The organism is Gelidimonas denitrificans, from assembly GCF_055694065.1.
On record NZ_CM146350.1, the window covers coordinates 1,235,140 to 1,259,977 of the forward strand.

24 protein-coding genes are annotated in these 24,838 nt (G+C 60.1%); 4 read left to right on the top strand and 20 right to left on the bottom strand.

Annotation, left to right across the window (positions count from 1 at the left end; genetic code table 11):
• Positions 1–57: 57 nt before the first annotated feature.
• The 4 genes from FKCLFG_RS05825 (at position 58) to FKCLFG_RS05840 (ending at position 2,769) form a co-directional block, all read left to right on the top strand.
• Positions 58–645, top strand: a complete 588-nt coding sequence (locus tag FKCLFG_RS05825) for a hypothetical protein (protein ID WP_472615280.1) — start codon at positions 58–60, stop codon at positions 643–645.
• The gene (locus FKCLFG_RS05830) at positions 642–989 is read left to right on the top strand and encodes a peptidase associated/transthyretin-like domain-containing protein (RefSeq protein ID WP_472615281.1); all 348 of its coding nucleotides are present in this window, start codon (positions 642–644) and stop codon (positions 987–989) included. Before FKCLFG_RS05825 ends, FKCLFG_RS05830 begins: the two co-directional genes overlap by 4 nt.
• A gap of 444 nt (positions 990–1,433) precedes the next feature.
• Positions 1,434–1,790, top strand: a complete 357-nt coding sequence (locus FKCLFG_RS05835) for a DUF1304 domain-containing protein (protein WP_472615282.1) — start codon at positions 1,434–1,436, stop codon at positions 1,788–1,790.
• 181 nt (positions 1,791–1,971) lie between these two features.
• Complete coding sequence (locus FKCLFG_RS05840; RefSeq protein ID WP_472615283.1) at positions 1,972–2,769, top strand: DUF4145 domain-containing protein; 798 nt, start codon at positions 1,972–1,974, stop codon at positions 2,767–2,769.
• Between the two features lie 465 nt (positions 2,770–3,234).
• Here the strand turns inward: FKCLFG_RS05840 and FKCLFG_RS05845 are convergent, their stop codons facing one another.
• From FKCLFG_RS05845 to FKCLFG_RS05940, 20 genes are all read right to left on the bottom strand, one after another.
• Positions 3,235–4,683: a cobyric acid synthase gene (locus FKCLFG_RS05845; protein WP_472615801.1), complete on the bottom strand. Its 1,449-nt coding sequence runs from the start codon at positions 4,681–4,683 to the stop codon at positions 3,235–3,237.
• 41 nt (positions 4,684–4,724) lie between these two features.
• On the bottom strand, positions 4,725–5,615 hold the full coding sequence (locus FKCLFG_RS05850) for a cobalamin-binding protein (RefSeq protein WP_472615284.1): 891 nt from the start codon (positions 5,613–5,615) through the stop codon (positions 4,725–4,727).
• The gene (gene cobD / locus FKCLFG_RS05855; protein ID WP_472615285.1) at positions 5,612–6,622 is read right to left on the bottom strand and encodes a threonine-phosphate decarboxylase CobD; all 1,011 of its coding nucleotides are present in this window, start codon (positions 6,620–6,622) and stop codon (positions 5,612–5,614) included. The genes FKCLFG_RS05850 and cobD overlap by 4 nt, the downstream gene beginning before the upstream one ends.
• Before the next feature lie 497 nt (positions 6,623–7,119).
• The gene (gene cbiB / locus FKCLFG_RS05860; protein WP_472615286.1) at positions 7,120–8,070 is read right to left on the bottom strand and encodes an adenosylcobinamide-phosphate synthase CbiB; all 951 of its coding nucleotides are present in this window, start codon (positions 8,068–8,070) and stop codon (positions 7,120–7,122) included.
• Positions 8,064–8,633: a bifunctional adenosylcobinamide kinase/adenosylcobinamide-phosphate guanylyltransferase gene (cobU, locus tag FKCLFG_RS05865; protein WP_472615287.1), complete on the bottom strand. Its 570-nt coding sequence runs from the start codon at positions 8,631–8,633 to the stop codon at positions 8,064–8,066. Before cobU ends, cbiB begins: the two co-directional genes overlap by 7 nt.
• Positions 8,630–9,400, bottom strand: coding sequence for an ABC transporter ATP-binding protein (locus FKCLFG_RS05870; RefSeq protein ID WP_472615288.1), 771 nt, complete (start codon positions 9,398–9,400; stop codon positions 8,630–8,632). Before FKCLFG_RS05870 ends, cobU begins: the two co-directional genes overlap by 4 nt.
• Complete coding sequence (locus FKCLFG_RS05875) at positions 9,400–10,440, bottom strand: FecCD family ABC transporter permease (protein ID WP_472615289.1); 1,041 nt, start codon at positions 10,438–10,440, stop codon at positions 9,400–9,402. Before FKCLFG_RS05875 ends, FKCLFG_RS05870 begins: the two co-directional genes overlap by 1 nt.
• A 348-nt stretch (positions 10,441–10,788) precedes the next feature.
• Positions 10,789–11,364, bottom strand: coding sequence for a HupE/UreJ family protein (locus FKCLFG_RS05880; protein WP_472615290.1), 576 nt, complete (start codon positions 11,362–11,364; stop codon positions 10,789–10,791).
• Between the two features lie 110 nt (positions 11,365–11,474).
• Positions 11,475–12,071 (bottom strand): 5,6-dimethylbenzimidazole synthase, encoded by a 597-nt coding sequence (gene bluB, locus FKCLFG_RS05885; RefSeq protein ID WP_472615291.1) that lies wholly within the window; start codon positions 12,069–12,071, stop codon positions 11,475–11,477.
• Between the two features lie 18 nt (positions 12,072–12,089).
• The gene (locus tag FKCLFG_RS05890; RefSeq protein WP_472615292.1) at positions 12,090–13,415 is read right to left on the bottom strand and encodes a cobyrinate a,c-diamide synthase; all 1,326 of its coding nucleotides are present in this window, start codon (positions 13,413–13,415) and stop codon (positions 12,090–12,092) included.
• On the bottom strand, positions 13,412–14,014 hold the full coding sequence (cobO, locus tag FKCLFG_RS05895) for a cob(I)yrinic acid a,c-diamide adenosyltransferase (RefSeq protein ID WP_472615293.1): 603 nt from the start codon (positions 14,012–14,014) through the stop codon (positions 13,412–13,414). The genes FKCLFG_RS05890 and cobO overlap by 4 nt, the downstream gene beginning before the upstream one ends.
• Before the next feature lie 6 nt (positions 14,015–14,020).
• Complete coding sequence (locus tag FKCLFG_RS05900; RefSeq protein WP_472615294.1) at positions 14,021–15,127, bottom strand: CobW family GTP-binding protein; 1,107 nt, start codon at positions 15,125–15,127, stop codon at positions 14,021–14,023.
• A complete protein-coding gene (gene cobJ, locus FKCLFG_RS05905; protein WP_472615295.1) occupies positions 15,124–16,686 on the bottom strand; it encodes a precorrin-3B C(17)-methyltransferase in 1,563 nt (520 codons plus the stop codon). Before cobJ ends, FKCLFG_RS05900 begins: the two co-directional genes overlap by 4 nt.
• Positions 16,687–16,917: 231 nt before the next feature.
• A complete protein-coding gene (locus tag FKCLFG_RS05910) occupies positions 16,918–17,700 on the bottom strand; it encodes a cobalamin biosynthesis protein (protein ID WP_472615296.1) in 783 nt (260 codons plus the stop codon).
• Positions 17,697–18,515 (bottom strand): precorrin-4 C(11)-methyltransferase, encoded by an 819-nt coding sequence (cobM, locus tag FKCLFG_RS05915; RefSeq protein ID WP_472615297.1) that lies wholly within the window; start codon positions 18,513–18,515, stop codon positions 17,697–17,699. The genes FKCLFG_RS05910 and cobM overlap by 4 nt, the downstream gene beginning before the upstream one ends.
• On the bottom strand, positions 18,512–19,273 hold the full coding sequence (cobI, locus tag FKCLFG_RS05920) for a precorrin-2 C(20)-methyltransferase (RefSeq protein ID WP_472615298.1): 762 nt from the start codon (positions 19,271–19,273) through the stop codon (positions 18,512–18,514). The genes cobM and cobI overlap by 4 nt, the downstream gene beginning before the upstream one ends.
• Complete coding sequence (cbiD, locus tag FKCLFG_RS05925; protein ID WP_472615299.1) at positions 19,270–20,424, bottom strand: cobalt-precorrin-5B (C(1))-methyltransferase CbiD; 1,155 nt, start codon at positions 20,422–20,424, stop codon at positions 19,270–19,272. The genes cobI and cbiD overlap by 4 nt, the downstream gene beginning before the upstream one ends.
• Positions 20,411–21,982, bottom strand: coding sequence for a precorrin-8X methylmutase (locus FKCLFG_RS05930; RefSeq protein ID WP_472615300.1), 1,572 nt, complete (start codon positions 21,980–21,982; stop codon positions 20,411–20,413). Before FKCLFG_RS05930 ends, cbiD begins: the two co-directional genes overlap by 14 nt.
• 5 nt (positions 21,983–21,987) lie before the next feature.
• Complete coding sequence (locus tag FKCLFG_RS05935; RefSeq protein ID WP_472615301.1) at positions 21,988–22,692, bottom strand: cobalt-precorrin-7 (C(5))-methyltransferase; 705 nt, start codon at positions 22,690–22,692, stop codon at positions 21,988–21,990.
• 192 nt (positions 22,693–22,884) lie between these two features.
• Positions 22,885–24,831: a putative cobaltochelatase gene (locus FKCLFG_RS05940; RefSeq protein ID WP_472615302.1), complete on the bottom strand. Its 1,947-nt coding sequence runs from the start codon at positions 24,829–24,831 to the stop codon at positions 22,885–22,887.
• Positions 24,832–24,838 lie beyond the last annotated feature (7 nt).

Here is a 24,838-nt window from a genome sequence, read left to right on the forward strand (position 1 = left end):
GTCGCCCATATCAAAGTTAGATCCGCCCATTGACCCATCACAAGCCGGGAAAAAGTAATGACTGCGTTTGAGATAGTCGCACTTATAGGTGCTTTTGCGGGCCTTGCCATGGTTCTTGGCGGCATATGGTTGGTAGCAAAGGGGGTCATTACGATGGCCGCAACCCCCAAGGCGGATGCGCTGACAATTGAATGGAAGAAACAATTTAGGCTGAATACTCAGGTTCCCGGCTTGGCATTCTTCCTGGTAGGCCTACTGTTCGTATCTGTCTCATTGGGATTCCTGAAACCCCCAGAGATAGTGCCGATCGAATTTGAAGGCCAAATCAAGGGAGTTGATGAGCCTGTTTCTGTCTTTGTACGGCCCGCGAATTGGGAGCTGCCCAGCAACACAACGGGACAAATAAACGGGAAGGTATATCCAGACTTCTCTTTTCTAGTGCTCATAATTAGTGCGCCAGGATACGAGCCGTTCACGAAGTCGATAAAGATAGGCGCCGACGGCCAACGCCTGGCACGACTTGGTACCTTAGAATTGCGTCGCAAAATTCGCGAGAGTGACCTCGACAAAAAGATCGCCGACCTGCCGTTCAACTCGCCTGCACCCGCAGCCCCTAACGCCGCTGCCTTCGGAGTACCGCAATGAAAGACCGCAGATATTTTCTTTCAGCAATCGTTGCCGCCGCGGCATTGGCATTGGCATCCTCAGCAATTGCGCAACCCATCTACGGACCGAGCGTTCCAGTTCAAGGTCAACTGCTGTCACGCACTCTCAACACGCCAGTCCCGGGTGTAACCGTGTTTCTGATCCATCCAGTACTCGGGCGAAGCGGACCTTCGTTTACAGACGCATATGGCCGCTTTGGATGGTTCGCAATACCCATTCGGCCGGAGCCCTACTTCATTGAGCTGTACTGGGGCCAGAATTTGATCTACCGCCAATTGATTTCGATAACCGCCCCAACGCTGCTTCCGCCCATCTATCTGTGACAAAGCGGTCTAATCAATAACCCTGTGGTCGAGCGGGACACACCCACCCACACGGTAGCAAGCCTGGCCGTTGCAGGCAGCGTCCGGTATTCCCAAAAGCAACTGGCTTCCGCACCCCCGCAGGGTACGGTCTTTGTTGGTTCCATCCGCGCTACGCGATCTGGACCGACAACATACTTCCGTTGATGAAATTGCCCTAAGGTTACCCACATTTTCTATGAATAACGCTGTGCGCAAGAAGCCTGGAAATTTATTAAGTCATTGAAGAAAAACACTTTTATGGCAATGCAGAATTGCATTGCATCGGCTTGCGATCAATGCAGGAGAATAACAAACAGGGCCTGAAATACCACCTTTCGTATAAGGTGCCAACTCAGAACCGATCTCACATGTAATGTCAGAGTTAGTCGAAACTACTACAATTTATCAAGCACAGGAGCTTCTATGTCGCTGATCGCCAACCTAGTCGTAGCCCTGATCGGGCTCCTGCACGTCTACTTCCTCGTGCTCGAAATGTTCCTTTGGGATAAACCAGCCGGGCTTCGCGCTTTCGGCCAAACCAAGGAGGCCGCTACCGCCTCGAAAGTTCTCGCTGCCAACCAAGGCCTATACAACGGCTTCCTGGCCGCCGGTCTGTTTTGGAGTCTGATTCTTGGCGCAAGCGGCACCGGCGTGAAAGTGTTTTTCCTCTGCTGCGTTCTGATTGCGGGACTGTATGGCGCGGCAACCGCCAGCCGAAAAATCCTCTTTATCCAGGCCGTTCCAGCGGCACTTGGTCTGGTTTTGGTGCTTCTGTCGTGAGCACGCCCGCACACATGCGGCGCAATGCGCTGCGCTTATTGATGCCCTACGAATTGCGCTACGGCTTTCTATGTACAAGCCAAGTCGCCCAATTCATTCAACATGGGTGCCACGCGCCAATCGACTTAAACGTTAGGCAGAAAAGCCGAAGATTCGGCACGTCCAAAAGGTTATCTATCAAATGAACATAGAATACAAAGCCATTACCGATCGTATCGCCGCCTTGATGATCCGTATTCCGAAACTCGGTTTATTTCTGCAATCGGCTCAGGCGTATCTGTCATCCGATCCTGCAAGCTCTTTGACCAAGTCCCGCATTATTTTGGAAAAGCTGCTTCTGATGCTTTATCGCAAGGAGATGAAAAAGGAACCGTCACGGCCGATGATTGGAGACATGTTGGGTGACAAGGGGTTTATTGTCAAAATTCCCAGGCGGATCTCTACACGTATGAGCGCCGTCAGGGATATGTCAAATCTTGGTCCGCACGGCGAAGATGTCATTGCGGCTGACGCCATCCGTGTGATGCGAGACTTGATTGACGTGCTGGAGTGGTATGTAGCAAATCACAATCCCAATTTTCAGGTGCCTGTAGGTGACGACGCCAGACAGTTTCTCGACATCCTTCCGCAATTGAGGACCAAGTACCAGCAGTATCTGCGTTCCGAGATCACATCAGTCAGGTTTGTCCAAACTCCGGATCGCTGCTATCTCGAAATCACGACAGCTGACAATGTCAGCGGCTACCTAATGGACGAGACTAGTAAGCGCACTGATTTGGCGTTCATTTCAGGCAGTTCCACGGCTGATGACCAGTTATTATTTAGCCCAAAAAATTCCATCACCGAAAATGCGATCCGTCTCCTTACAAACTTCGACGTGGTATCAATCATCAACTGCACCGACTTATTTATGCCGGAGGCTGCAAAGAGGATCGACGACCATTGGAGGCAGCATCGCGAACTTCTAGATAATGTATAGGTTCCGCTGGAATGGAAGCGGTGCCTCACAAATCAATCAACCAAGGACGTAAAGCGCAATGCGTAGGGCGTCAATAAGCGTAGCGCATTGCGCCGCATGCCTGCGCAGCATGACAACTCCCGATAATCCACAATGCGGATGATCCGATAACACGGCCCATGCATGGATGATAAAAGGATGCGTAATCCGAACCAAGCGAACCCGCATCCGGGAGAAGATCAATATGATGTACCAGCAGATCGTTGTCGAATCGCCGCAGAAGAGTCATCGGAAAGAAGTAAGTGCCGCCCGGACGCCATGCGCGTCGGTAATTGAGTACTGTTAGTATTTACATACGTAACATATGGCGCAATGCGCTGCGCTTATTGACGCCCTACAAATTCAACCTATACATTAGATGGGTATTTTTATAATACTAATGAGAACGTGCGGCTAACGATGCGTTATTGGATATACCCCACTGAATCATGATTTAGCATGGCGCCATATCGCTGCCAGCAAAGGCGCGCTGGCGTCGGCGATGCGGTCCAGGCTTTGTTCGCGCAATTGTCCCAGATCGACGGTTTCGTCCGTTTCCAGACCGGCCCAGCGCAGCAGCGCGGCGCAGGCGGCGGGGCTGTCGAACAGGCCGTGCAGGTAGGTGCCCATGATTTGGTCGTCGTTTGAACGGGCGCCTTCCGGCCGTGTTTGGGCGCCATCGTCGATGATGAAGGCTGGGCGCGCTAATGCTGCGCCGTGCGAAATGCCCATGTGGATTTCGTAACCAACCACCGGAATGCATGCTTCCACATCGCCAAACGCGCAGTGGCCGGCGGCTTGCGATAGATGCTTGTCCTTTGTCAGCAGGGTGTCGATATCGAGCAAGCCCAGCGCGGGCGTGACGCCTGCCGCGCCTTCGACACCGTGCGGGTCGGTCACGCTCTGGCCCAGCATCTGGAAGCCGCCGCAGATGCCGATCAGTTTGCCGCCGTAGCGCAAATGCTTGACCAGCGCATCCTGCCAGCCTTGCGCTTTCAGCCAGTCGAGATCGGCGCGGGTATTTTTGCTGCCGGGCAGGATGATCAGGTCGGCGGCCGGGATCGCGTGGCCGGGGCCGACGAAGATCAGATCGACGTCGGGATGGGCGCGCAGCGCGTCGAAATCGGTATGGTTACTGATTCTTGGGAAGACTGGCACCACGACGCGGAATTTTCCGCCTGCGGTCTGGCCCGGCTGGATCGCATCTTCTGCATCGAGGAATAATCCATGCAGATAGGGCAAGACCGCCAGCACCGGTTTGCCGGTTTGCTGCTCCAGCCAGTCGAGGCCGGGTTCGAGCAGGCTGATGTCGCCACGAAAACGGTTGATCACGAAGCCGATAATGCGCGCGCGTTCGCTGTCCGACAGGCAGGCTAGGGTGCCTACGAAATGGGCGAAGACACCACCGCGATCAATATCGGCCACTAGAATTACCGGGCAATCGACTGCTTCGGCAAAGCCCATGTTGGCGATGTCGCGGTCGCGCAGATTAATTTCGGCCGGGCTGCCCGCGCCTTCGACCAGCACCACTTCATAGCCGGCCAGCAAGCGCTGGTGCGATTCCAGCACCGCTGCCATCGCGATCGTTTTGTACTGGTGATAATCGCGGGCGTTCATGTCGGCGCGCACCTGGCCGTGGATGATGACTTGCGCGCCGGTGTCGCTGGACGGCTTCAGCAGCACCGGGTTCATGTCGGTGTGCGGCTCCAACCCTGCGGCCCGCGCCTGCAAGGCTTGGGCGCGGCCGATCTCGCCGCCGTCGGCGGTGACGGCGCTATTCAGGGCCATGTTTTGCGGCTTGAATGGCACCACCCGCACTTTTTCACGCGCCAGCAAACGGCACAGCGCTGCCACCACGGTGGATTTGCCGGCGTCGGAGGTGGTGCCTTGCACCATCAAGGTACGGTAGGGGAAGTTTGTCGTGGCTTGATTTGTCATTATTTGATCTTTCGGTGTTGGCGCGCCAGTTCGATTTTTTCGCACAGCGCAGCCGCGCCGTCTATCATGCGCGGCCCGGCGCGGCTGAGTAGGTCGCCGTCGAGTGAAAATAAATTACCGCGCCGCACTGCCGTCATGGTGCTGTAGCGCTTCCATACATTGACGCCGCCACTGGCTTGATTGCGCTGGTCGCCGCTGAAAATGGCTTCCGGATTTTCTTGCAGCACCGCTTCGATACTGACATTGGGCGCGGTGACTGTCATGTTGGCAAAGATGTTTTCGCCGCCGCACAGGCGCATCGCGTCGCTCAGGATGTGCTGGCCGTTGAGCGTGTACAAGGGTTTGTCCCAGACTTGGTAAAACATCCGCACTGGCGGTCGGCTTTGATATTGCGTCTTCAGCTTTGCCAGTTTCTGGCGCAGCTCGGCGGCGGCTGCCTGTGCCGTCTTGTCGGTTCCCAGTAGCTTGCCGATGCGCAGGATGTTGTCGGCAATGTCATCGAGCTTGTGCGGCTCGCTATAAAACAGCGGGATGCCGAGTGCGCGCAATTGCGTGATCTGGCGTTCCGCATTGCCGTGCAGCCAGACCACGATCAGGTCCGGCTTCATGGCAATCACCCGTTCCATGTCGATCTGGCGGTTGTCGCCGACCTGCGGAATGCTTTTAGCTGCTGCTGGAAAATCGCTATAGCTGACGGTACCGACGATGCGCTCGCCGCCGCCGGCCGCGAATACCATTTCAGTCACGTGCGGGGCCAGCGTCACCACCCGCTGCGCCGGTTTTTGCAGGGTCACTGTCATGCCGGCGTCATCCCGCACGCTGATCGCCGCCATTGCCGGGCCGGCTAATAAACCGAGGATGAGGAATAACCAATGCAGTCGATTGTTCATAGTTTTTCTTTGTCCCATGTCGTTAGCGCCGCGCCCAGGCGCTGCCATCCATCTTCATCCGGCGGCAGTCCGAGCCGGATACCCCGGGCGGCATTCTCAAACAGGCGCACCCAGATGCCGCGCCGCGCCATGTGCTGCCAGAAGGCAGCGGCCTGCGGTTGCTGCTCCGGCCACCACTGGTACAGGTCGCTGCCATTGCTGGCAATGCCCACTTCAGCCAGCAGTTGCCGCAGGCGCGCGCCATCCATGTGCAATTCGGCGCGCATCGCGCGCTGCCATGCGCGATCCATCAATGCGGCGCGGCCAATCTGCTGCGCCGGGCCGCTGACCGCCCACGGGCCGAGCATGTCAGCTAGCGCCGTCAACATCTGCTGCCGGGCGGCGACGAAGCCCAGCCGCAGACCTGCCAATCCGAAAAATTTACCAACCGAGCGCAGTACGATCAAGCCCGGCCGGTCGCTCCATTGCCCGATGCTGTTGTGCGGCGTCATGTCGCCGAAGGCTTCGTCCACCACCAGCCAGCCGCCGTGCGATGCCAGCCGTTCAGCCCAGGCCAGCAGCAGTTCCGGCGCGACAGTGGCGCCGGTCGGGTTGTTCGGATTGCAGATCACCATCACGTCGCACGCATTCACCGCAGCATCCAGTTCGGCGTAAGGAACTTGCCGCAGTTGATGCCCATGCTGCGCCCAGTGGTGCGCATGTTCCGCATACGAAGGCGCTGCCACCACCACCTTGGATGCTCCATTTAACAACAGGCGCAAGCGCGGCAAAGCCTGAATCGCTGCCTGCGTGCCAGCCACCGGTAACATCAGCGGCGCGTTGTAATACGCGCAAGCGGCCAGCGCCAGTTCCGGATCGGTTTCCGGCAGCCGGTGCCAGGCGTCAAACGTCAGTTGCGGCGCTGGATACGGATGCGGATTGATGCCGGTCGAGAGGTCGAGCCAGTCCTGCAATGGCCGATCAAAACGGATTGCCGCGTCGCGCAGATTGCCGCCGTGTTCCAACATATATCATCACCTCAATCGTAACTGTTCAGACTACTATGAATGCCCCCTCGCCCGCTTGCGGGAGAGGGTTGGGGAGAGGGCGATTGCAAAGTCGACGACTTAATTAATCGCTTTGCTCTTCGTGGATGCTTTGTCGGGGGTAGCCCGACGGCTACTCACTTTTCTTTGCTTCGCCAAAGAAAAGTAAGCAAAAGAAAGGCGACCGCAGACTTGCCCTTCGGGTACCCGTTTGTGTGCTGCAAAAAATGGGAAATGAAGGAACTCGCTTCGCTCAAACAGCCTTCATTTCTGATCCATTTTCTGCAGCACACAAACGGCTGCGCCTCAAGCGGCCTAACGTCAAAAACAGCGCCAATACAACCGCTAATGACATAAAAATGTAACTTGGATATCAACCGCATAGCTGGCTGAACAGTTACCCTCAATCAGTAGTTGCAGGGGGTATATCGATAAAGCATAGCATTTCCGCATATTTTCATTGGGTATTTAAAAATACCTTAATTAGTATATGCAAGTATCGCAGTCAGACCCAGAACAACAAACCAGAGCGCTGCCGTTGCCGCCACCAGCTGCCAGGCGCGGCAGATGTCCGCCGCCACCGCAGTGCGCCCCAAGCCCAGCGGCGGGCGTTGTTCAAGCTCGCCGTGATACACCGCTGCGCCGCCCAGCGTCAGACCGAGCGCACCGGCACCGCTGGCCATCACCGGCCCGGCGTTGGGGCTGGACCAGGCCGGCGCTTGCGTGCGCCAGCACTGCCAGGCGCGGCGTTTGTCGGCCAGAGTTTCGCCCAGCAACAAATACGAGGCGGCCGTCAATCTGGCCGGAATCCAGTTCAGCACATCATCAAAGCGCGCCACAAAGCAGCCGAATGCCAGAAAGCGGGGAGTGCGGTAACCCCACATCGCGTCCAGCGTATTGGCCAGCCGGAACAGCAGCGCGCCCGGCCCGCCGGCAATGATGAACCAGAACAGCGTGCCGAATACCGCGTCGTTGCCATTTTCCAGCAGCGATTCCACGCCGGCCTTGGCCAGATCGGTTTCCTGCGCGGTCTGGGTGTCGCGGCTGACGATGCGGGCGGTCAACAAGCGCGCCTGCGCCAGATCGCCGCGCGTCAAGGCGTGGGCAATCGGCAGCGCATGTTCGCGCAGGCTGCGCAAGCCGATGCAAAAATACAGCAGCAGCGCATGCAATACCAGCCCCGCACTGCCCATGCCGCTATCGGTCAGCCACACCGCTAGCAGCGTGAACGGCATGACCGCCAGCAGCCACGCCAGCGTGCCGCGCCAAAAACGGCCGGTGCCGCAGTTCAGCCGGCGTTCGATCAGATTCGCCCAGCGCCCGAAACCCACCAGCGGATGCCAGCGCCGCGCCTCGCCCAGCAGCGCATCGAGCGCGATGCCGGCCAGCGTCAGCAGCGCCAGCAACGGCAAATCCAGCCCGATCAGCATCGGCCGCCCTTGAGCGCCAGCGGCAAACCGGCTGCAACCAAGATCACCCGTTCGCAACGGGCCGCAACCGCCTGATTCAGGCGTCCGGCTTCGTCGGCGAACCAGCGCGAAACTGCACTGAGCGGCACCACGCCCATCCCGACTTCATTCGAGACCAGCACGACGTCGCCGCTCACCGTCTCCAGCGCGTGCAAAAACCGTTCGCGCTGGACTTCAAAACAGGCCGGCGGCGTGATGCGGCCGATTTCGGGAAAATCCTGCGCTTCGGCAAACAGCAGATTCGACAGCCACAAGGTCAGACAATCGACCAGCACCAGGCGCCCGGGCGTGCTCCATTGCAGCAGCGTGTCGCCCAGCGCCAGCGGTTCTTCCACCGTGGTCCAGACGGCAGGGCGCTGCTGCCGGTGATGCGCAATGCGTGCTGTCATTTCAGAGTCGCCGGCCTGGGCGGTGGCGAGATATACCACTTCGCGGCCGCTGGCAATCGCCACACTTTCGGCGTAGGCGCTCTTGCCGGAACGGGCGCCTCCCAGAATTAAAGTACGGGTCAAGTGTTGGTTCATGTCGTTTCCTCGACGGGAATATAAATTGTCCGCTTGCCGTGTTGCACCGTTTCAATCGGATGCCCGAGGCAGCGGCTCAGAATCGGCGCTTGCATCACTTCGGCCACCGGCCCCGCCTGCCATCGGCCGTCGCCCATCAACAGCAGCGCGTGACTGGCGACGCTGTGGGCCAGATTCAGGTCGTGGCCGACCATCACTACGGTTTTAGCCTGCTCGCGGCACAGTTGTGCCAGCAAACGCATCACGCTGACCTGATGCGCCAGGTCCAGCGCATTGGCCGGCTCGTCCAGCAGCAGCAGGGACGTATCTTGTGCCAGCAGTGCGGCAATCGCGACCCGCTGTCGTTCGCCACCGGACAGCGTGCGCACATCGCGCGCGGCCAGCTGATCGACTTCCATTGCCTGCAGCGCCCGGTGTGCGGCCAGATGGTCGTCGCTGGCTTCCCAATACTGGTCGGCGTGATACGGATGGCGCGCAGTCAGCACGGTTTCGATCACGCTATAGCCGAACGCGTCGCTGCGCGCTTGCGGCAGATAAGCGCGTTCGCGTGCCAGCGCTTCCAGCGGCCAGTCGGATAGCGCTTTGCCGCCCAGTTCGATATGGCCGCCGTCCGGTTGACGCAAGCCGGCCAAGGTGCGCAACAACGTGCTTTTGCCCGCGCCGTTGCGGCCGATGATGCACCAGCATTGTCCAGCCTCGATTTGCCAGTCCAGACCATCCAGCAACAGGCGTGCGCCGATCTGCAGTTTTAGATTAAAGGTGCGCATTATTTCCGTCGGATATGGTGGAGCTGCAACAGGAATACTGGCACCCCGATCATCGCGGTCACCACGCCGACCGGCAATTGTTGCGGCGACAGCACGGTGCGCGCCAAGGTGTCGGCCAGCACCAGAAAAGTCCCGCCGACTAGCACCGCTGCCGGCATCAACAATCGATGGTCCGGCCCTAGCGCAAAGCGGCAGGCGTGCGGCACGATCAGCCCGACAAAGCCGATGCTGCCGGCGCTGGTGACCGCGCTGGCGGTGAGCACGGCAGCGCACAGGAATAGTCCTTGGCGCAGCAAGCCGACGCGCACCCCCAAGGTTGCCGCCGCCTCCGCATGCAGCGCCATCACATTGATCGAACGCGCCACCCGCTGCGCGAACAGCAGGGCTGCGATTAGCACCAGCCACGGCAGCCAGCGCACCTGGGTGCCGGACAGATCGCCGATCATCCAGAACACCATGCCGCGCAAACGACTGTCCGGCGCAATCGACAGCATCAGGGTCACCAGCGCACCGCAACCCGAGGCCAGAATCACGCCGGTCAGCAGCAACAGCGAGGCCCCGCCCTCCGCCGCCAGGCCGCCGCGCAGATCGCGCCGCGCCAGCAGATACAGCAACAGAGCCACCGTTATTGCGCCGCCGAAGGCAGCCGCATCGATCACCCAGGCCGACGCCATCAGCAGCATCGCCGCCAGCGCGCCGACTGCCGCGCCACCCGAGACGCCCAATACATACGGGTCGGCCAGCGGATTGCGCAACAATGCCTGCATCATCACGCCGGCCAGCGCCAGCGCAGCGCCGGTCACGAATGCGGATTGCGCCCGCCCGAGGCGCAACTCAAGCAGCGTCGCCGCCAGCGTGGTCGGCGCGCCTTGCAGGATTTCGCCCAGGGCCGCCACCAGATCAGACACCGGCAACACGATTGATCCCACCATGCCGGCCAACAGCAGCGCGCAAGCGGCAAGCGCCGCCAGCAAGGTCAGGGTGACGAGGCTGCGATGGCGCGCCGTGAACGATGCAGCAGAATCAGGATTACAAGACACTCTTGTCCTTTGTCAGGGATAAAACGGCTACCAGCATAATGTGCACCGGCCTTCAAGTTGGTGATTGTACTTTTGCGACAACTTAAGCCGGACGGGTCGGATACGGTAGGTTGGTGCTGAGCGGTTTCTGTAGGAGCGCACCCGGGCGCGATTAACAGCTGCAGTCTGGCGACTGCTTTCGCGCCCGGGTGCGCTCCACCAAAATCGTGGCATTTCGCTCTTAATTGTCTTGCCGGTTAAACAGTTACTCAATTTTTAATAAACATGGGAGTATGCCTAAAAATAGCGGATATCCCGCATATATCACTTACGCATTTAATAAATACCAGACAGAGTAACAATAAACAATCAGATCCCCGCCATCATCCAGGCGCCGCTGGCGGCCACCACGGCGCCGGTTGCGCGCAGCACCAGATTTTGTTTATCCAGGCCCTTGCCCAGCGCCAGGCCGAGGCCATGCAACGCGGCGGTGGCTGCGACAAAGCCGATGCCGTACTGCCATGCCGAACCGAGCAGCGGCATTTCCGCTCCGTGCGCATGGCCATGGAAAATCGCGAACAAAGCCACAATGCCGGCACCAATCGCCGGCGTCACGCGCACCGAAAAAGCGATCAGCAAACCCAGTATCAGCACCGAAGCGGCAATGCCGATTTCGACCATCGGCAATCCGATACCGGCCATGCCGACGCCGCCGGCGACTGCCATCAGCGCCACGAAACTGGCCGGCACCAGCCATTTTGCCCGCCCGCCCAGCTGAAAGGCCCAGACCCCGACCGCGACCATCGCCAGCAAATGATCCAGGCCAAACAGCGGATGGGCAATACCGGCCATCAAGCCGCCGCCATGACCAGGATGGGCATTGGCAATGCCGCAGAAAGCGACGGAAATCAGGGCGATACAACAGCGGATAAATTTACGGTTCATTGGAGTTTCCTTAAGATAAAAATGTGACGGACGATTCAGGTTTATTACGATTCTTTATTTATTTCAGTGTTATTGCGCCAAACGTTCTCATACACCATGTCCTGCAAATCCTACCGCTGGGCCCAGCCTTCCAGCTCCAGCATCGGCTTCGGATAGAACGCTTCCACGTGTCCCACGCACAATATGGCGACTGGTTTGGCACCGTCAGGCATGCCCAGCAGCAGGCGCAGTTGCTCCGGGTCGAACAAGGAAACCCAGCCCACGCCGATCCCTTCGGCGCGCGCCGCCAGCCAGAGGTTCTGGATCGCACAGGCGACCGAGGCCAGATCCATTTCCGGCAGCGTGCGGCGTCCGAACACATGCTCGTCGCGCCGGTCCATCAGCGCCACCACCAGCAGTTCGCCGCACTCGCGTATCCCTTCGACCTTGAGGCGCATGAATTCGTCTTCGCGCTCCTGCAAGGCCTGCGCGGTAGCGACGCGCTCCTGCTCGACCATCTGATGAATCGTGCTGCGCAGGGCGGTATCCGAAATCCGGATGAAGCGCCACGGCTGCATGAAGCCGACGCTGGGCGCCAGATGGGCCGCATGCAGCAGGCGCGCCAGCAATTCCGGCGCGATCGGGTCGGGCAGAAAATGGCGGATATCGCGCCGTTCGGCAATGGTCTTGTAGACCGCTGCGATCTCTTCGTTGCTGAATCGGTTCATGGCAAGCTCATGGAAAATTCATGGCAAAAACAGCGCGGCGGCCGCGGCTGGGTTGGAGGGGAAGTAACAGTGCAGATAACTGGCTGTCAGTCGCCCTGATTGGAAGATTTTTTCACCGGGCGAGGTATTGTGCAAGCGGGTTCCGCAAGCCAGCGGCACTAACGGCGACTCGATCATCGAATGGTGAAAGGTATGGCTGCGCAACACGCCGCCCGGCATCGGCGCCGATTGATAGCCGAGGCCTGTCAGGCGCGGCTGCATCACCGCATGCCCTGGCAGCAGACCGGCCATCGCGCCGCGTTGTCCGGACTTGTCGGTCAGCGATTCGAACAGGTACAGCATGCCGCCGCACTCCGCGTACATCGGCTTGCCCTGTTTGAAATGGTGCTGCAATGCCGCTTTCAGCGCCACGTTGTCTTGCAACTCTGCCAGATGCAGTTCCGGATAGCCGCCCGGCAGGTACAGGCTGTCCACCTGCGGCAGCGCCTGGTCAAGCAGCGGGGAGAAAAATACCAGTTCGGCCCCCATCGCCCGCAGCAGATCCAGGTTGGCCGGATAAATGAAGGAGAACGCCGCATCGCGCGCAATGCCGATGCGCACGCCGGACAGGAGCTGCTGCGGCTGCTGCGGTGCATTTTCAGCGCCGGCGTTGAATTCGACGGCGGCCGGCAATGCGGCCAGGCCGGTCAATCCAATTGAAGCGGCGGCGGCAGACAGGCGCGCTTCGAGGTCGTCGATCTCGTCGGCCTGCACCAAGCCCATGTGCCGTTCCGGCAACGCAAAATGTGCGGCACGCGGCAGGCTGCCGAAATAATGCAGTTCCGGGCGCATGCCCTGCTGGATCATTTCCGCATGGCGTTCGCTGGCAACTCCGTTGGCGAATACGCCGGCAAACGGCAGCCCCGCACGGAAATGCGCGAGCCCGTAGGCGATCGCGCCCAGCGTTTGCGCGACGCCCTTGGCATCGATCACGGCCAGCACCGGTACGCCCAATAGTTCGGCCAGATCGGCGCAGCACGGCGTGCCGTCGAACAAGCCCATCACGCCTTCGATCAGGATCAGATCGGCATCCAGCGCGGCTTCATATACCAGCCGCCCGCATTCGGCCTCTCCGGCCAGCCACAGATCGAGCTGATACACCGGCTGACCGCTGGCACGTTCCAGAATCATCGGATCGAGGAAATCCGGCCCGGCCTTGAATACTCTGACCTTGCGCCCCTGATCCGCATGAAAACGCGCCAGCGCCGCCGTCACGGTGGTTTTGCCGTGATTGGAAGCGGGCGCGCTGACGAATAGGGCAGGGCATAGGGCAGGGCAGCGTCGCGGATTGTGCGAGCTACTCAAAACTCGACGCCTTTTTGCGCCTTGATGCCCTGGGTCTGATACGGATGCTTGAGCGGGCGAATCTCGCTGACCAGGTCGGCCAGTTCGATCAGCTGTTCCGGCGCATGCCGGCCGGTGACCACAATGTGCAGCATCTCGCGCCGCTTGGCGAACACGCCGAGCACTTCGGCCAGGTCCAGGTATTGATACTTGAGCACGATATTCAGTTCGTCGAGTATCACCATGTCGTAGCTCGGATCGTTGATCATCCTGAGCGCTTCGGCCCAGCCGCGGGCCGCGGTTTCGATGTCGGCGTTGCGGTCCTGGGTGTTCCAGGTGTAACCGGCTCCTACTACGTGGAAGTCGCAGTTCGGATTGCTGCCCAGCACTTCGCGTTCGGCGCTGTGCAACGCGCCCTTGATGAATTGCACCACGCCCAGCTTCATCTTGTGCCCGAGTATCCGCATCCCCATGCCGAAGGCGGCCGTGGATTTGCCTTTGCCGGTGCCGGTGTAGACCATCAGCAAGCCTTTTTCCTTTTGCGCAGCGGCCTTCTTCTTTTCGAAGCCTTCCTTGTGGCGCTCGGTCATCCGCTTGTGGGCTGCTGTATCAGTCTTCATTCAGAATTATCTCCAGGTGGTTCCGCTCAGGTCGGATAAAAGTGCCGCTACCCGGGCACGGCTCGGGTGGTAGCCGATGAAGACCAGCTCCGATTTCTGCGGTGCCGGTTTGGCCGCATCGGCGCTGATGACCAGCCGCGAACGCACCGCCTGTACCAGCACCGCGCTGGCGCTGTCATCGCTGCGAATGAAGCCCTTGATGCGCAGCAGCGGTTCCTGCTGTGCGGCTGCCAGCAGCGCAGCTTTCAATTTTTCGGTCTGCTGCGGCGCGCTGCTGCGCAGCGTAAACGACAGCCAGCCCGGGTCCTGCTCATGGAAGTGCTTGTGCGTCGCCAGCCCGTGCGTATGGGCATTCATGCCGGAGTGTGCATGGCCGTTCAGGCGGCTCTGGCTGGCGAGTACCGACGCATCCGAACCCGGCATCGACGCAACCGGGGTATAAGTTTGGTGCGCGACCAGCGTTGGCTGGTGCAGCCGCAGCCCCAGTGCCAGCCGGATATCGAGTTGCGCGTTGTACGCGAGTTCCAGGAAGCGCACGTTTGGCGCACGTTGCCGCACCCGGGTTTCGGCCAGCAGCAAAGCGGCTTCATCCATCGCGTCAATCTTGTTGAGGACCACCACATCCGCATATTCGAGCTGCTGATCGAACAGGCTGGATATCGAATTTTCAACTGCGGAATTGGCTTCAGCACTGCGTTCGAACTGATTCGACAGCAGCAATGGCGTATCCACCACAGCCAGCGTCGCGTCCAGGATGAAATCGCCGGTCAATTCAGGCCCTTGCAGCAGTTCCATGATCGCCGTTGGCAGCGCCAGTCCGGAGGTTTCGATCAGCACATGATCGACATTCGCACGCCGCGCAGCGATCGCGCGCATGGTGGGGATAAACAGTTGGTCGTCGCCATACGCAATCAAGCCGTATGGAAAATCATGAATCCGGATCTGCTCGTGACCGTCCGCACTGTCGCGAATCAGCGCACCATCGATCGACACTTCGCCGAACTCATTGATCAATAACGCCAAGCGACGACTTTGCCGGCTTTTGATCAGGTTGCCGAGCAAGGTGGTTTTGCCGGAGCCGAGGAAGCCGGTCACGATGGTGACTGGGATCATTTCCTGATATCCCATGCAGTCAACTGCTGCACCACCGCAGCGAAGGTCGAGGCGGCCAACGGGTACGCCAGTTGCGGGCGTTTGATCACCAGCAGCGGAATATCCAGCGCTTGCGTCGATGCCATTTTGGCGCGATAGCCGCCGGCGTCGCCGGAATCTTTGGTGACCACGCAATCGATTTCCCAGTCCTGCCACAGCGCGGTATTGAACGCTTGCGAGAACGGCCCTTGCATCGCACAGATATGGCTGCGCGGCACCCCTGAATCGATTGCCCGTTGAATGAATTCAGGTTCCGGCGTGACCCGCACAAACCACTCGCGCTCGGCCGCACCCGGAGTTTGCAGAAAGGTCGCCAGATCTTTGGAGCCTGTCGTCAGAAAAATCCGCTTGCCGGTCGCAATCGCGTGCTGGGCCGCCTGCTCGACGCTGTCGAACAACTTTTCGTGCAAATCACTGCCTTCCGGTTCAAGCGTGCTGGGACGCTCGTAACGGATATACGGAATCCCGAGTGCCTGCGACAGGCCGATCAATTGTTCCGACATGTGGTTCGCATACGGGTGCGTCGCATCGACCAGTACGCTGGCCCGGGCGCGGGTCAGCGCCTGTTTGCGCGCTTCCACCCCTTGCCGCCCGGCCCAGACTGTCACGCCCGGGCAATTGTCCATCGCCACTTCCGCGCCGTATTCGGTGGCGGCGGAAACCACCACCGGATACTCCAGTCGCGCCAATTCGGTAGCCAGCGCATTGCCGTCGCTGGTGCCGGAAAACACCCATACCGCGTGTTCCGGCATCGGTTCATCTTCCACCTGCTGCTTGGCCGGAGAGGCCCAGTCGTTGTAGCCGCGCGGGGTGAAAATCCAGTCGCGCTTGCGCTCGGTAAAGCGGTTGCCGATCACGATGGTGGTCAGCATGTCGAACTTCAGCGTTAGCAATTCGTCGAGCCGGTGGATGCTGACTTTCTGGTCGGGCCGGTAGGCATTCCGGACCACGCCGCACAGCGTTTGCGGGGCTTTTGATTCGAGCATGATGTTCAGGATTCGGTACACGCCTTGCTGACGGCCGGCGCTCTGCACGTTGTAAAACACGCAAGCCAGATCGGCCTGCGCAATATGGCGCGCGCGGTTTTCGATCCAGTCCCACGGGCACAGCAGATCGGACAGGCTGAGGGTCGCGAAGTCATGCGACAGCGGCGAGCCAAGCAGCGATGCGCAGGCATTGGCCGAGGTAATCCCTGGCACCACGTTGACCGCGAAGGTATCGTCTTCGCGGATTTCCTCGAAAGCCAGCGCCGCCATCGCATAAATGCCGATGTCGCCGCTGGAAACCAGCGCGACTTTGGCGCCGCTGCGGGCCTTCTCGATTGCCAGCAATGCGCGTTCGCGCTCCTGCGTCAGCGGCGGCGTGTGGACTTCCTTGCCGGCCAGCCAGGGTTCGATCCAGCGCAAATACAGCTCGTAGCCGACAATCACATCGCTGTCACGCAATGCCGCTTCGGCACGCGGCACGATCATATCGGCAAATCCCGGCCCGACTGACACCAGATTCAATACTCCACTCATAATCCTAAATTCCCCAGTTGACCGCTTAGTGGCTTCGATATCCACATGATTAGATTGATGTTTTTCCCACTAATGGGTTTACTTTTTGGGTGGCCCCGCTACAGGTGCGATTGCACATTTTTCCGGCTCCCTGGCGTTGTTGTTCCTCCTAGCAGAATGCAGTCTGCGTCGTCGTCACGCCTAGCCAGGAATCCGGAAAAACGCACACTCGCACCTGCCCAACTGAGGAATCTAGGATCCCATCCAATTCATATCCTGCACCACTGCCACGGCTACGCCGTCCAAAGTTGTTTTCGGCACCAGCAAATGACCGCGCCCGCTGGCAATCAGCGCGCACGGCTCGCATACCCCATCAACGCCCACATTTTGCTGCACCCAAGCCGAAGGCTGCGTCACCCACGGCCGCGCTGCCACGGTTGCGCGTGCAATCACGCGCAACGGCAAGTCATGGCGCTCGCAGAAATCGAGCAATCCCGGCTCCCGCGCTTTCAGATCTATGGTCGCGATCTCGCGGATTTCACTGATGTGGCGCTGCCCCAGTGTCAGCGCCTTGCACACCGCCGCTTCGATCCGCTCGGCAGGCACGCCTTTGCGGCAGCCGATCCCGACCACCAGCGGCTTCAGGGCCTCGGTCGCGGTGGTCACCACCGGCACCGCGCCGACCGCATTGGCAACCCGATACGCGAGACGGTTGGCGCCGCCTTCGTGACCGGCCAGCAGCGACACCGCATAACGCCCGGCTTCATCCATCACCACCAGCGCCGGGTCGCTGTGCTTGTCCAGTGTCAGTCCGTCGAGAAAACGTACTGCGATACCACTGGCCGCCAGCATCAGCCACTGCCCATGCCGTCGATAAGTTGCTGCGAACTGCTGTTTCTGCGGCACCTCGGGATTCAGCCAGGGTCGATAGATTTCACCGCCGAGCCGTGCTTGCAGGGCAAGCGCCAGCGCTTCGCCTTCTGCGCGCACCGGCCAGATGCCGAGCGAGGCATCAGCAGCATTCAAAACACTCACGCAGCGGCCTTTTCAGGCTGCTCTGGCGTTTCGGCTTTGACGGCTTTCGACCTGGGTTTTTTCACCGCACGGAACAGATGCTTGAAATCCTTCGAGTACAAGCTCGATTCCACTTGCGCGCCATGTCCCAGCGCCGCGCCGACCAGCATCATGGTGGTCAGGTTCCATTCGCCGCGCTTGGTCTCTTTCAGTATCGTGCCCAGCGTGCCCTGATAGATGCGCTGTTCCGGCCAACTGGCGCGATACACCAGAGTCACCGGCGTATCCTCCGGATAATGCAGGCGCAAATCGGTGACGATCTTCTTCAGGTGCGGCCCCGACAGGAAGATGCACATGGTGGCGCGATGCTCGGCCAATTTGGCAATCGCTTCCGCTTCCGGCACCGCTGACGCCCGCCCGGAAACACGGGTCAGGATCACGGTCTGCGACACCTCCGGCTTGGTCAGTTCGGACTTGATGGCGGCTGCGGCAGCACTGAACGACGACACGCCGGGCACCACTTCGTATTCGATGCCGAGCGCATCAAGCCTGCGCATCTGCTCGGCCGTCGCACCATAGATCGCAGGATCGCCGGAATGCAGACGCGCCACATCGCTGCCGGCCGCTTGTGCGCGCACATAGCAAGCCTCCTGCTGTTCCAGGTTGAGTTCAGCGGTATCGATCAGCTCGGTTTCCGGGCGACAATGCTGCAGCATCTCTTTCGGCACCAGCGAACCTGCGTACAGGACCATCGGGACTTGCCCCAGAACTTTCGCGCCGCGCAGCGTAATCAGATCGGATGCGCCGGGACCGGCGCCTATGAAATACACTTTCATGAATGTCTCTTTTCTCTTGGTGTCTTGCGTATCAGTAGCGTGGCGAGGTAACCCATCGCCTCGGTCGCGCACAGGCTGCCGACATCGGCAGACAGCATTTCGCCCGGCAAGCCGATGCGGCGCGCAAACGCGCAATGCTCGGCAATACCCATCTCGCGCAGCAAATCCAGCACCCAGGGCAGACGCGCACCGACCTTCATCAGCACGATGATGTCGTGACTCTCGATGTCGCTGCGCAGCGCGGCGGGATCATCGGGGCAGGGCAGGATCAGGGTGCGCTCCTTGCCTTCGCCGAGCGGCCAACCGAGCGCCGACGCGGCTGACGCGTAGCTGGTAATGCCGGGGAAAGTGCGATGCGGCATACCCGGCAGCCGATCGCGCAATGCTGCCAGCACATAGCCGTAAGTCGAGTAGGTGAGTGAATCGCCGATTGTCAGGTAAGCCACATTGCGCCCGGCGCACAGCTCGACGGCAATCGTCTCGGCCACGCCGGTGTAATGTTCGCTTAACACCGAGCGGTCCGGGTCCATGTTGAACTCGACATCCCGTATCCGTTCCGGTGCTATATCAAAACCCGCAATACCGGTCAGACATTGCAAGGCGACCGAGTCCTGCGTACCACGCGCCCGAGGCGCGAACACGACATCAGCCTGCTGCAGGGCCTCGACTGCGGCCAGCGGAATATAACCGGCCGGGCCGGGGCCAACACCTATGCCCCAGAACATGCCGAGTTTTTGGGGCGTGCCGGTCGCACTCATGCGTCCTCTCCAAGTGCATTGCCGTGCAGATCGAACAGGCGTACTTCAATCCGCTTTGCGGCTGGCACGCGCTGGTGCGCCAGCACGCCGATGCGGCGTTCGATTTCGATCCACAAGGCGTGCGCGCCGGGTTCACTTTTCATTCGTTCCATTGCTGCTTCCACTGTGTTTGCATTCGTTATTTCCTGTACCAGATGCGGCGCGAATCCGCGCTCCGCCGCCACCCGTGCCACACATCCCATCGCCATTCCGCTCTTGCTGGAATGCGTGTCCCACACGCCGTCCAGCACCTTGGCCAGCTTGCCCGGATGCCCTAGAAGCCACAGCACATCCAGCCCGCGCTGCTCCTCGATCAGCGCTTTTTGCGTGAAGTCGAGCGCGTCGCCCAGGAAATTCGCAATTTGCACCGTGCGCTTTTCCGGCAACAACAGCACGTCCTTGGCGTAGTCGCGGCCGATTTTGCCCGGCAGGTAGGCGATGCACTGCGCATCGCCGCCCAGTGCGACCCGGATGTAGACCTCAATCGAGGCAATCCAGGACGCCATCGACATCGGCTCGACAATGCCCGAGGTGCCGAGAATCGAAATTCCGCCAAGAATGCCGAGGCGCGGGTTAAAGGTTTTTCGCGCAATCACTTCGCCGTTTTCGCAACCGATGCGCAAATCGAAACCTGCATCCTGTTCTTTTCCGCCATCAGCCTGCTCCGCCAGCACTTCGGCCACCGTCTGCCGCATCATCTGGCGCGGCACCGGATTGATCGCCGGTTCCCCCACTGCCACCCGCAAACCGGGCTGGGTCGCGGTGCCGACGCCTTTGCCGGCGAAGAACCGGATTTGCCCCGCATCGTTGCGACACACTTCGGCGAAGATGGTCGCGCCGTGGGTATTGTCCGGATCATCGCCGCCGTCTTTCAATACTTCGACGCGCACCGTGGTTTCGTCCAGCCAGTGCACATTCTGGATCGGCACTATCAGGTAATGGGCGCGGTCCGGCAGCGTCACGCGTACCCGCTGACATTCCTTGCCATTGAGCAGCAGGTAAAGTGCAGCCCTGACTGCGGCTGTCGCGCAACTGCCCGTGGTACGCCCCCGGCGCAGGCCATTCAGCGCCAGTACACTCAGATCGAATTCCTCTTGTTCAGCCAGGTTCATACGCTGCGAGCTGATTTAATGCATCGATCATCATTGCGTTGACCACGGTTGCCGCCCAGGGCGAACCGCCGCGTGTGCCGCTGTTGGTAATGCGCGGCACTTGCATGCAGCGCCGCAAACTGTCCTTGCTTTCACGCGTGCCGACAAAGCCAACCGGCAGTCCGATTACCAATTGCGGACGCCAACCGTGTCCGCGTATCAGGCGCGTCGCTTCTGTGATGGCGGTGGGCGCATCGCCTATTGCCAGAATGATGTCGTTGCCGAATTTTTCCCACGCGCGCCGGATTCCGGCTGCAGAGCGGGTGATGCCTTGCGCCTGCGCCATCAGCGCGGTTTCCCGATCATGCACGCCGCACCAGGTCTCGATGCCGAGTTGCTCCAGCAATGCGCGTTTCAGGCCGGTCTGCACCATGGTCACGTCAGTCACCACACGCTTGCAACGCAATAGCGCGCGGATGCCGGTCTCAATCGCGCCCGGCGAAAAATAGATGTCATCGACCGCGTTAAAGTCGCCGCTGGTATGCACCAGCCGCTGCAGCGCGGTCAGATGCGCGGCAGGGAAGATCGACCAGTCGCGCCCCGCCGCGATAATGCGAAAGCTTTCGGCTTCGATCGGGTGCGGTTCATAACGCGTGAATTCGGGTTCGGCAGGCGTCGGGGGCAGGGTGGCTGCGCCTTCCAGCAAGCCACGCACCTGCAGATGATGCGCTTGCTGCGGCTCTCCGACTTGCTGTTCGAAGCCGACAATTTGCACCCGGTACTTGCACAGCGAACAATTCATCGCTGCACGGCCCTCAACCGCCTCCCGCGCACGATCGATCAACACATCGGCCACGAACGGATGCACCCCGAGATAAGCGGCCTTGAGCAGTTCCAGTTCCGGCTCGCGCTGCTGTAATGCATCGGCGGCGGCGTAAATCCGCTTTACCAGCACGCCGTCGAACAGGAAGAACGGCAGCACGACCAGCCGCTTGAATCCCAGGCGGACGGCAGCGCGCAGGCCGTCATCGACCAATGGCTTGGCGGTGCCGGAAAAACAGACATGGACGCCGCCGAAACCCATGCCTTCTTCGAGCATACGGGCGAGCTTGGCGATTTCTCCGTTGGCATCCGGATCGGTGGTGCCGCGTCCAACCAGCACCAGACAAGTATCGTCGCGCCGCACTGTCTGCGCGGAAAGCGCTTCGGCCGCAACGATGCGTTCCCGGGCCAGTTGCAGCAGTTGCGGATGCAGATTCAGCGGCGCGCCGAAATGGAAATCGATCTCCGGATATTCCTGGGCCAGCGCCAGCACCTCGCTCGGCATGTCATTTTTGGCGTGGCGCGCACCCAGCAGCACTCCCGGCACCACCGCAATTTGCCGCACGCCCGCAGCCAGGTTGGCTTTAACCGCCTGGTCTATCGTCGGATTGGCAAATTCCAGATAACCGTGACTGACCACATGCTGTGGCGCACGTGCGCGGACCAGCTCAACCAGCGCCTCGAACTCGCGCACGCCATCCGGGTCGCGGCTGCCATGACCGGCAACGACGATGCCGAACTGAGCAGGATTTTGCATCTGCGTCATTTCTGCACCGCTGCTTCGATCTGGCTGGACATCGGATTGCGCGTGCGGATCAGCATGATGCTCATGTCGGAGACATCGCGCTGCGCGCATTCGGCCAGCGTGCCGCGCCATTCCGCTTCGCCGCGTGTCAGGTTCTCCCAGACTTCAGTCGGATGTTCGGGCGAAATGCCATTTTCGAGCAGGTAAGCTGCGATATGGCGTGGCATGAACGAGCGCGCTGCATCCCACGGGCAGGGGATCACGATGGCATTGCGATTATCTTCGAGCACATGCACCAGATGACGTTTGAACGGAGTCAAATCGCCGCGCCGATGAAAGGTGATGAAGGTGGTTTCATCAAAGCAGACCTTGCCGCGTGAGGCCAGAATTTGGGCCGAGGAAATGCCGGGCAGGGTTTCCACCGGATGGCCGCAGGCGCGCTCGACCCGTTCCAGATACTGGAAGCCGCTGAAATGGATGTCGCCCATGAAAACCACCACGCAACGCTTGCCCGCATGATGCGCCGCGGCCACTTTGTCCAGTTGCGCGACCTGGTCGCGATAGTTCATCAGCACCACTTCTGCGCTGGCCGGAATGATGCTTTGCACGACATTGACCACCGCGTCGAACCCGGCCACCACGTCGGCATCACGGATCAATTCTGCGCCGCGCTGCGTCAAATAACCGATGTCGCCCGGGCCTGCTCCAATACAAATAATCATGTTGGTTCCTTAATATTTGTCAACGGGATTGATGCTTCCCATATTCATAGGACTTACGCAATCCCAGAAACGTAGGTCGGAAAAGCGCAGCGCCTTCCGACAATCAGACGCAACGTCGGAAGGCGCTGCGCTTTTCCGACCTACAGTTCTACTTAAAAAGCCGTATTTTGTGTAAGTCCTAATTCATGTTGCTCATGTTGTTTTCATGCAGCCACGGATCGTCAGCGCCAGACTTTCCGCCGACAGCTCTTCCAATGTCAGGCATTCAGCGCCTAAAGCCTGCGCCAGTTGCGCGGCCCGCCCCAGGCGCAGATAACCGGTTTCGGTATCGAGCACCAGCGCCGGCACAGCGCGCGCGGCCAGCATCTCTGCCAGCGCCAGCGTTTCACGCCAGGGATCGCCGCCATCGTGCAATGCCACGTTGGCCTTGCCGTCACTGAGCAATACCAGCAATGGGGGCGCACCGTTGGCAGCGGACTGCTCCAGGGTTTCCAGCGCCATTTGCAGTGCGTGTGGCAACGGCGTGCGGCCGCCGGTGGGCAGCTCGCGCAAGCCCTGTTCGGCACGATCGACGCTGCGGGTAGGCGCCAGCAGCAGCGCCGCTGCGTCCCCGCGAAAGGAAATGACTGCCACTTCGTCACGCCGCTGGTAGGCATCGGTCAGCAGTGCCAGTACCGCGCCCTTGACCGCTTCCATGCGGCGCTGCGCAGCCATCGAGCCGGACGCGTCCACCACGAACAGGATCAGATTGGCGCTCTTGCCGGCGCGAATCTGCTGGTGCAGATCGTTCTTGCTTACTTTGAATTCCAGCGGATTACCTGGTGCGGCAGTGCGCAGCGCCGCGCTTCGCAATGTGGCCCCGACCGCAAGGCTGGTTGGATTCTGATCCGGTACTGCACGCACCATACGACCACGCGGCACATCCGCTACCGCGCTGCGCCGGCCGGCGATGGAACGCGCAGAAATTGCGTCCACTGCAATCCGCCGCACAGTACCGCTGGCTGCGGCGGCGAATACCTGTTGCCCGGTTTCTTGTTCATTATTTTGTTCGCGCTCTTTTTCATCCCTTTGCTGCGGCCCGTCTTCCTCGGATGATGCTTCGGACTCTTGTTCCGACTCTTGCGGCTGGCTGGCTTGCTGCATCAATTCGTCAAGTCGATCCTGATCCAGTCCCGGCTGTTCGAAAGGCTTGCGCCGGCGGCGGTGCGGCAGCACCAGTTGCGCCGCACTGCGCACATCGTCGGGCATTACCTGCAAGCGCCCGTCGAGTGCCGCCAGCGCGCGCGATGCCTTGTGCATCACGATATCGGCACGCAGGCTGGCGACATCGAATTCGCAGCACAGATGGCTGATCAGATCGAGCAGTGCATCATCCAGTATCACTTTCGACAATAACTGCTGCGCGGTGGCAAGTTGCGCCCGCAATGCATTTTGCTGTTGAGCCCAGGCGCTGACGTAGCCGGCCGGATCGGCTTCAAACGCAATGCGACGGCGCACCACTTCGGCGCGCAAGGTCTTCTCGCGCGGCGCGGCCACTTCGACCATCAGGCCAAAACGGTCCAGCAGTTGCGGGCGCAGATCGCCTTCTTCCAGATTCATGGTGCCGATCAGGGTGAAACGCGCCGGATGCGTGACCGACAGACCTTCGCGCTGCACCGAATTGACGCCCATCGCCGCCACGTCCAGCAGTACATCGACCAGGTGATCTGCCAGCAGGTTGACTTCATCTATATACAGAATGCCGCGGTGCGCTGCCGCCAGCAAGCCGGGTTGAAAAGCGCGCTTCGCGCCCTGCAACGCGCGCTCCAGATCGAGCGTGCCGAGTACCCGGTCTTCGGTCGCGCCCAGCGGCAGCGTAATGAAAGGCACTGCAGCAGGCTGCACGATGGCAGCCGCGTCGCTGCAGATTTCGCAGTGCCCGCACGGCGTACCGGGCAGACAGTTGAACGCGCAACCTACAATGCGTTCGATTGGCGGCAGGATATCGGTCAGCGCCCGCGCTGCCGTGCTTTTGGCGGTGCCTTTATCGCCCCGGATCAGCACCCCGCCCAGAGTGGTATCGACCGCGCACAGCAGCAACGCCGTCTTCAACTGCGGCTGTCCGACGATGGCGGAAAATGGAAAATGCATGTTTGTCATTTTTTCT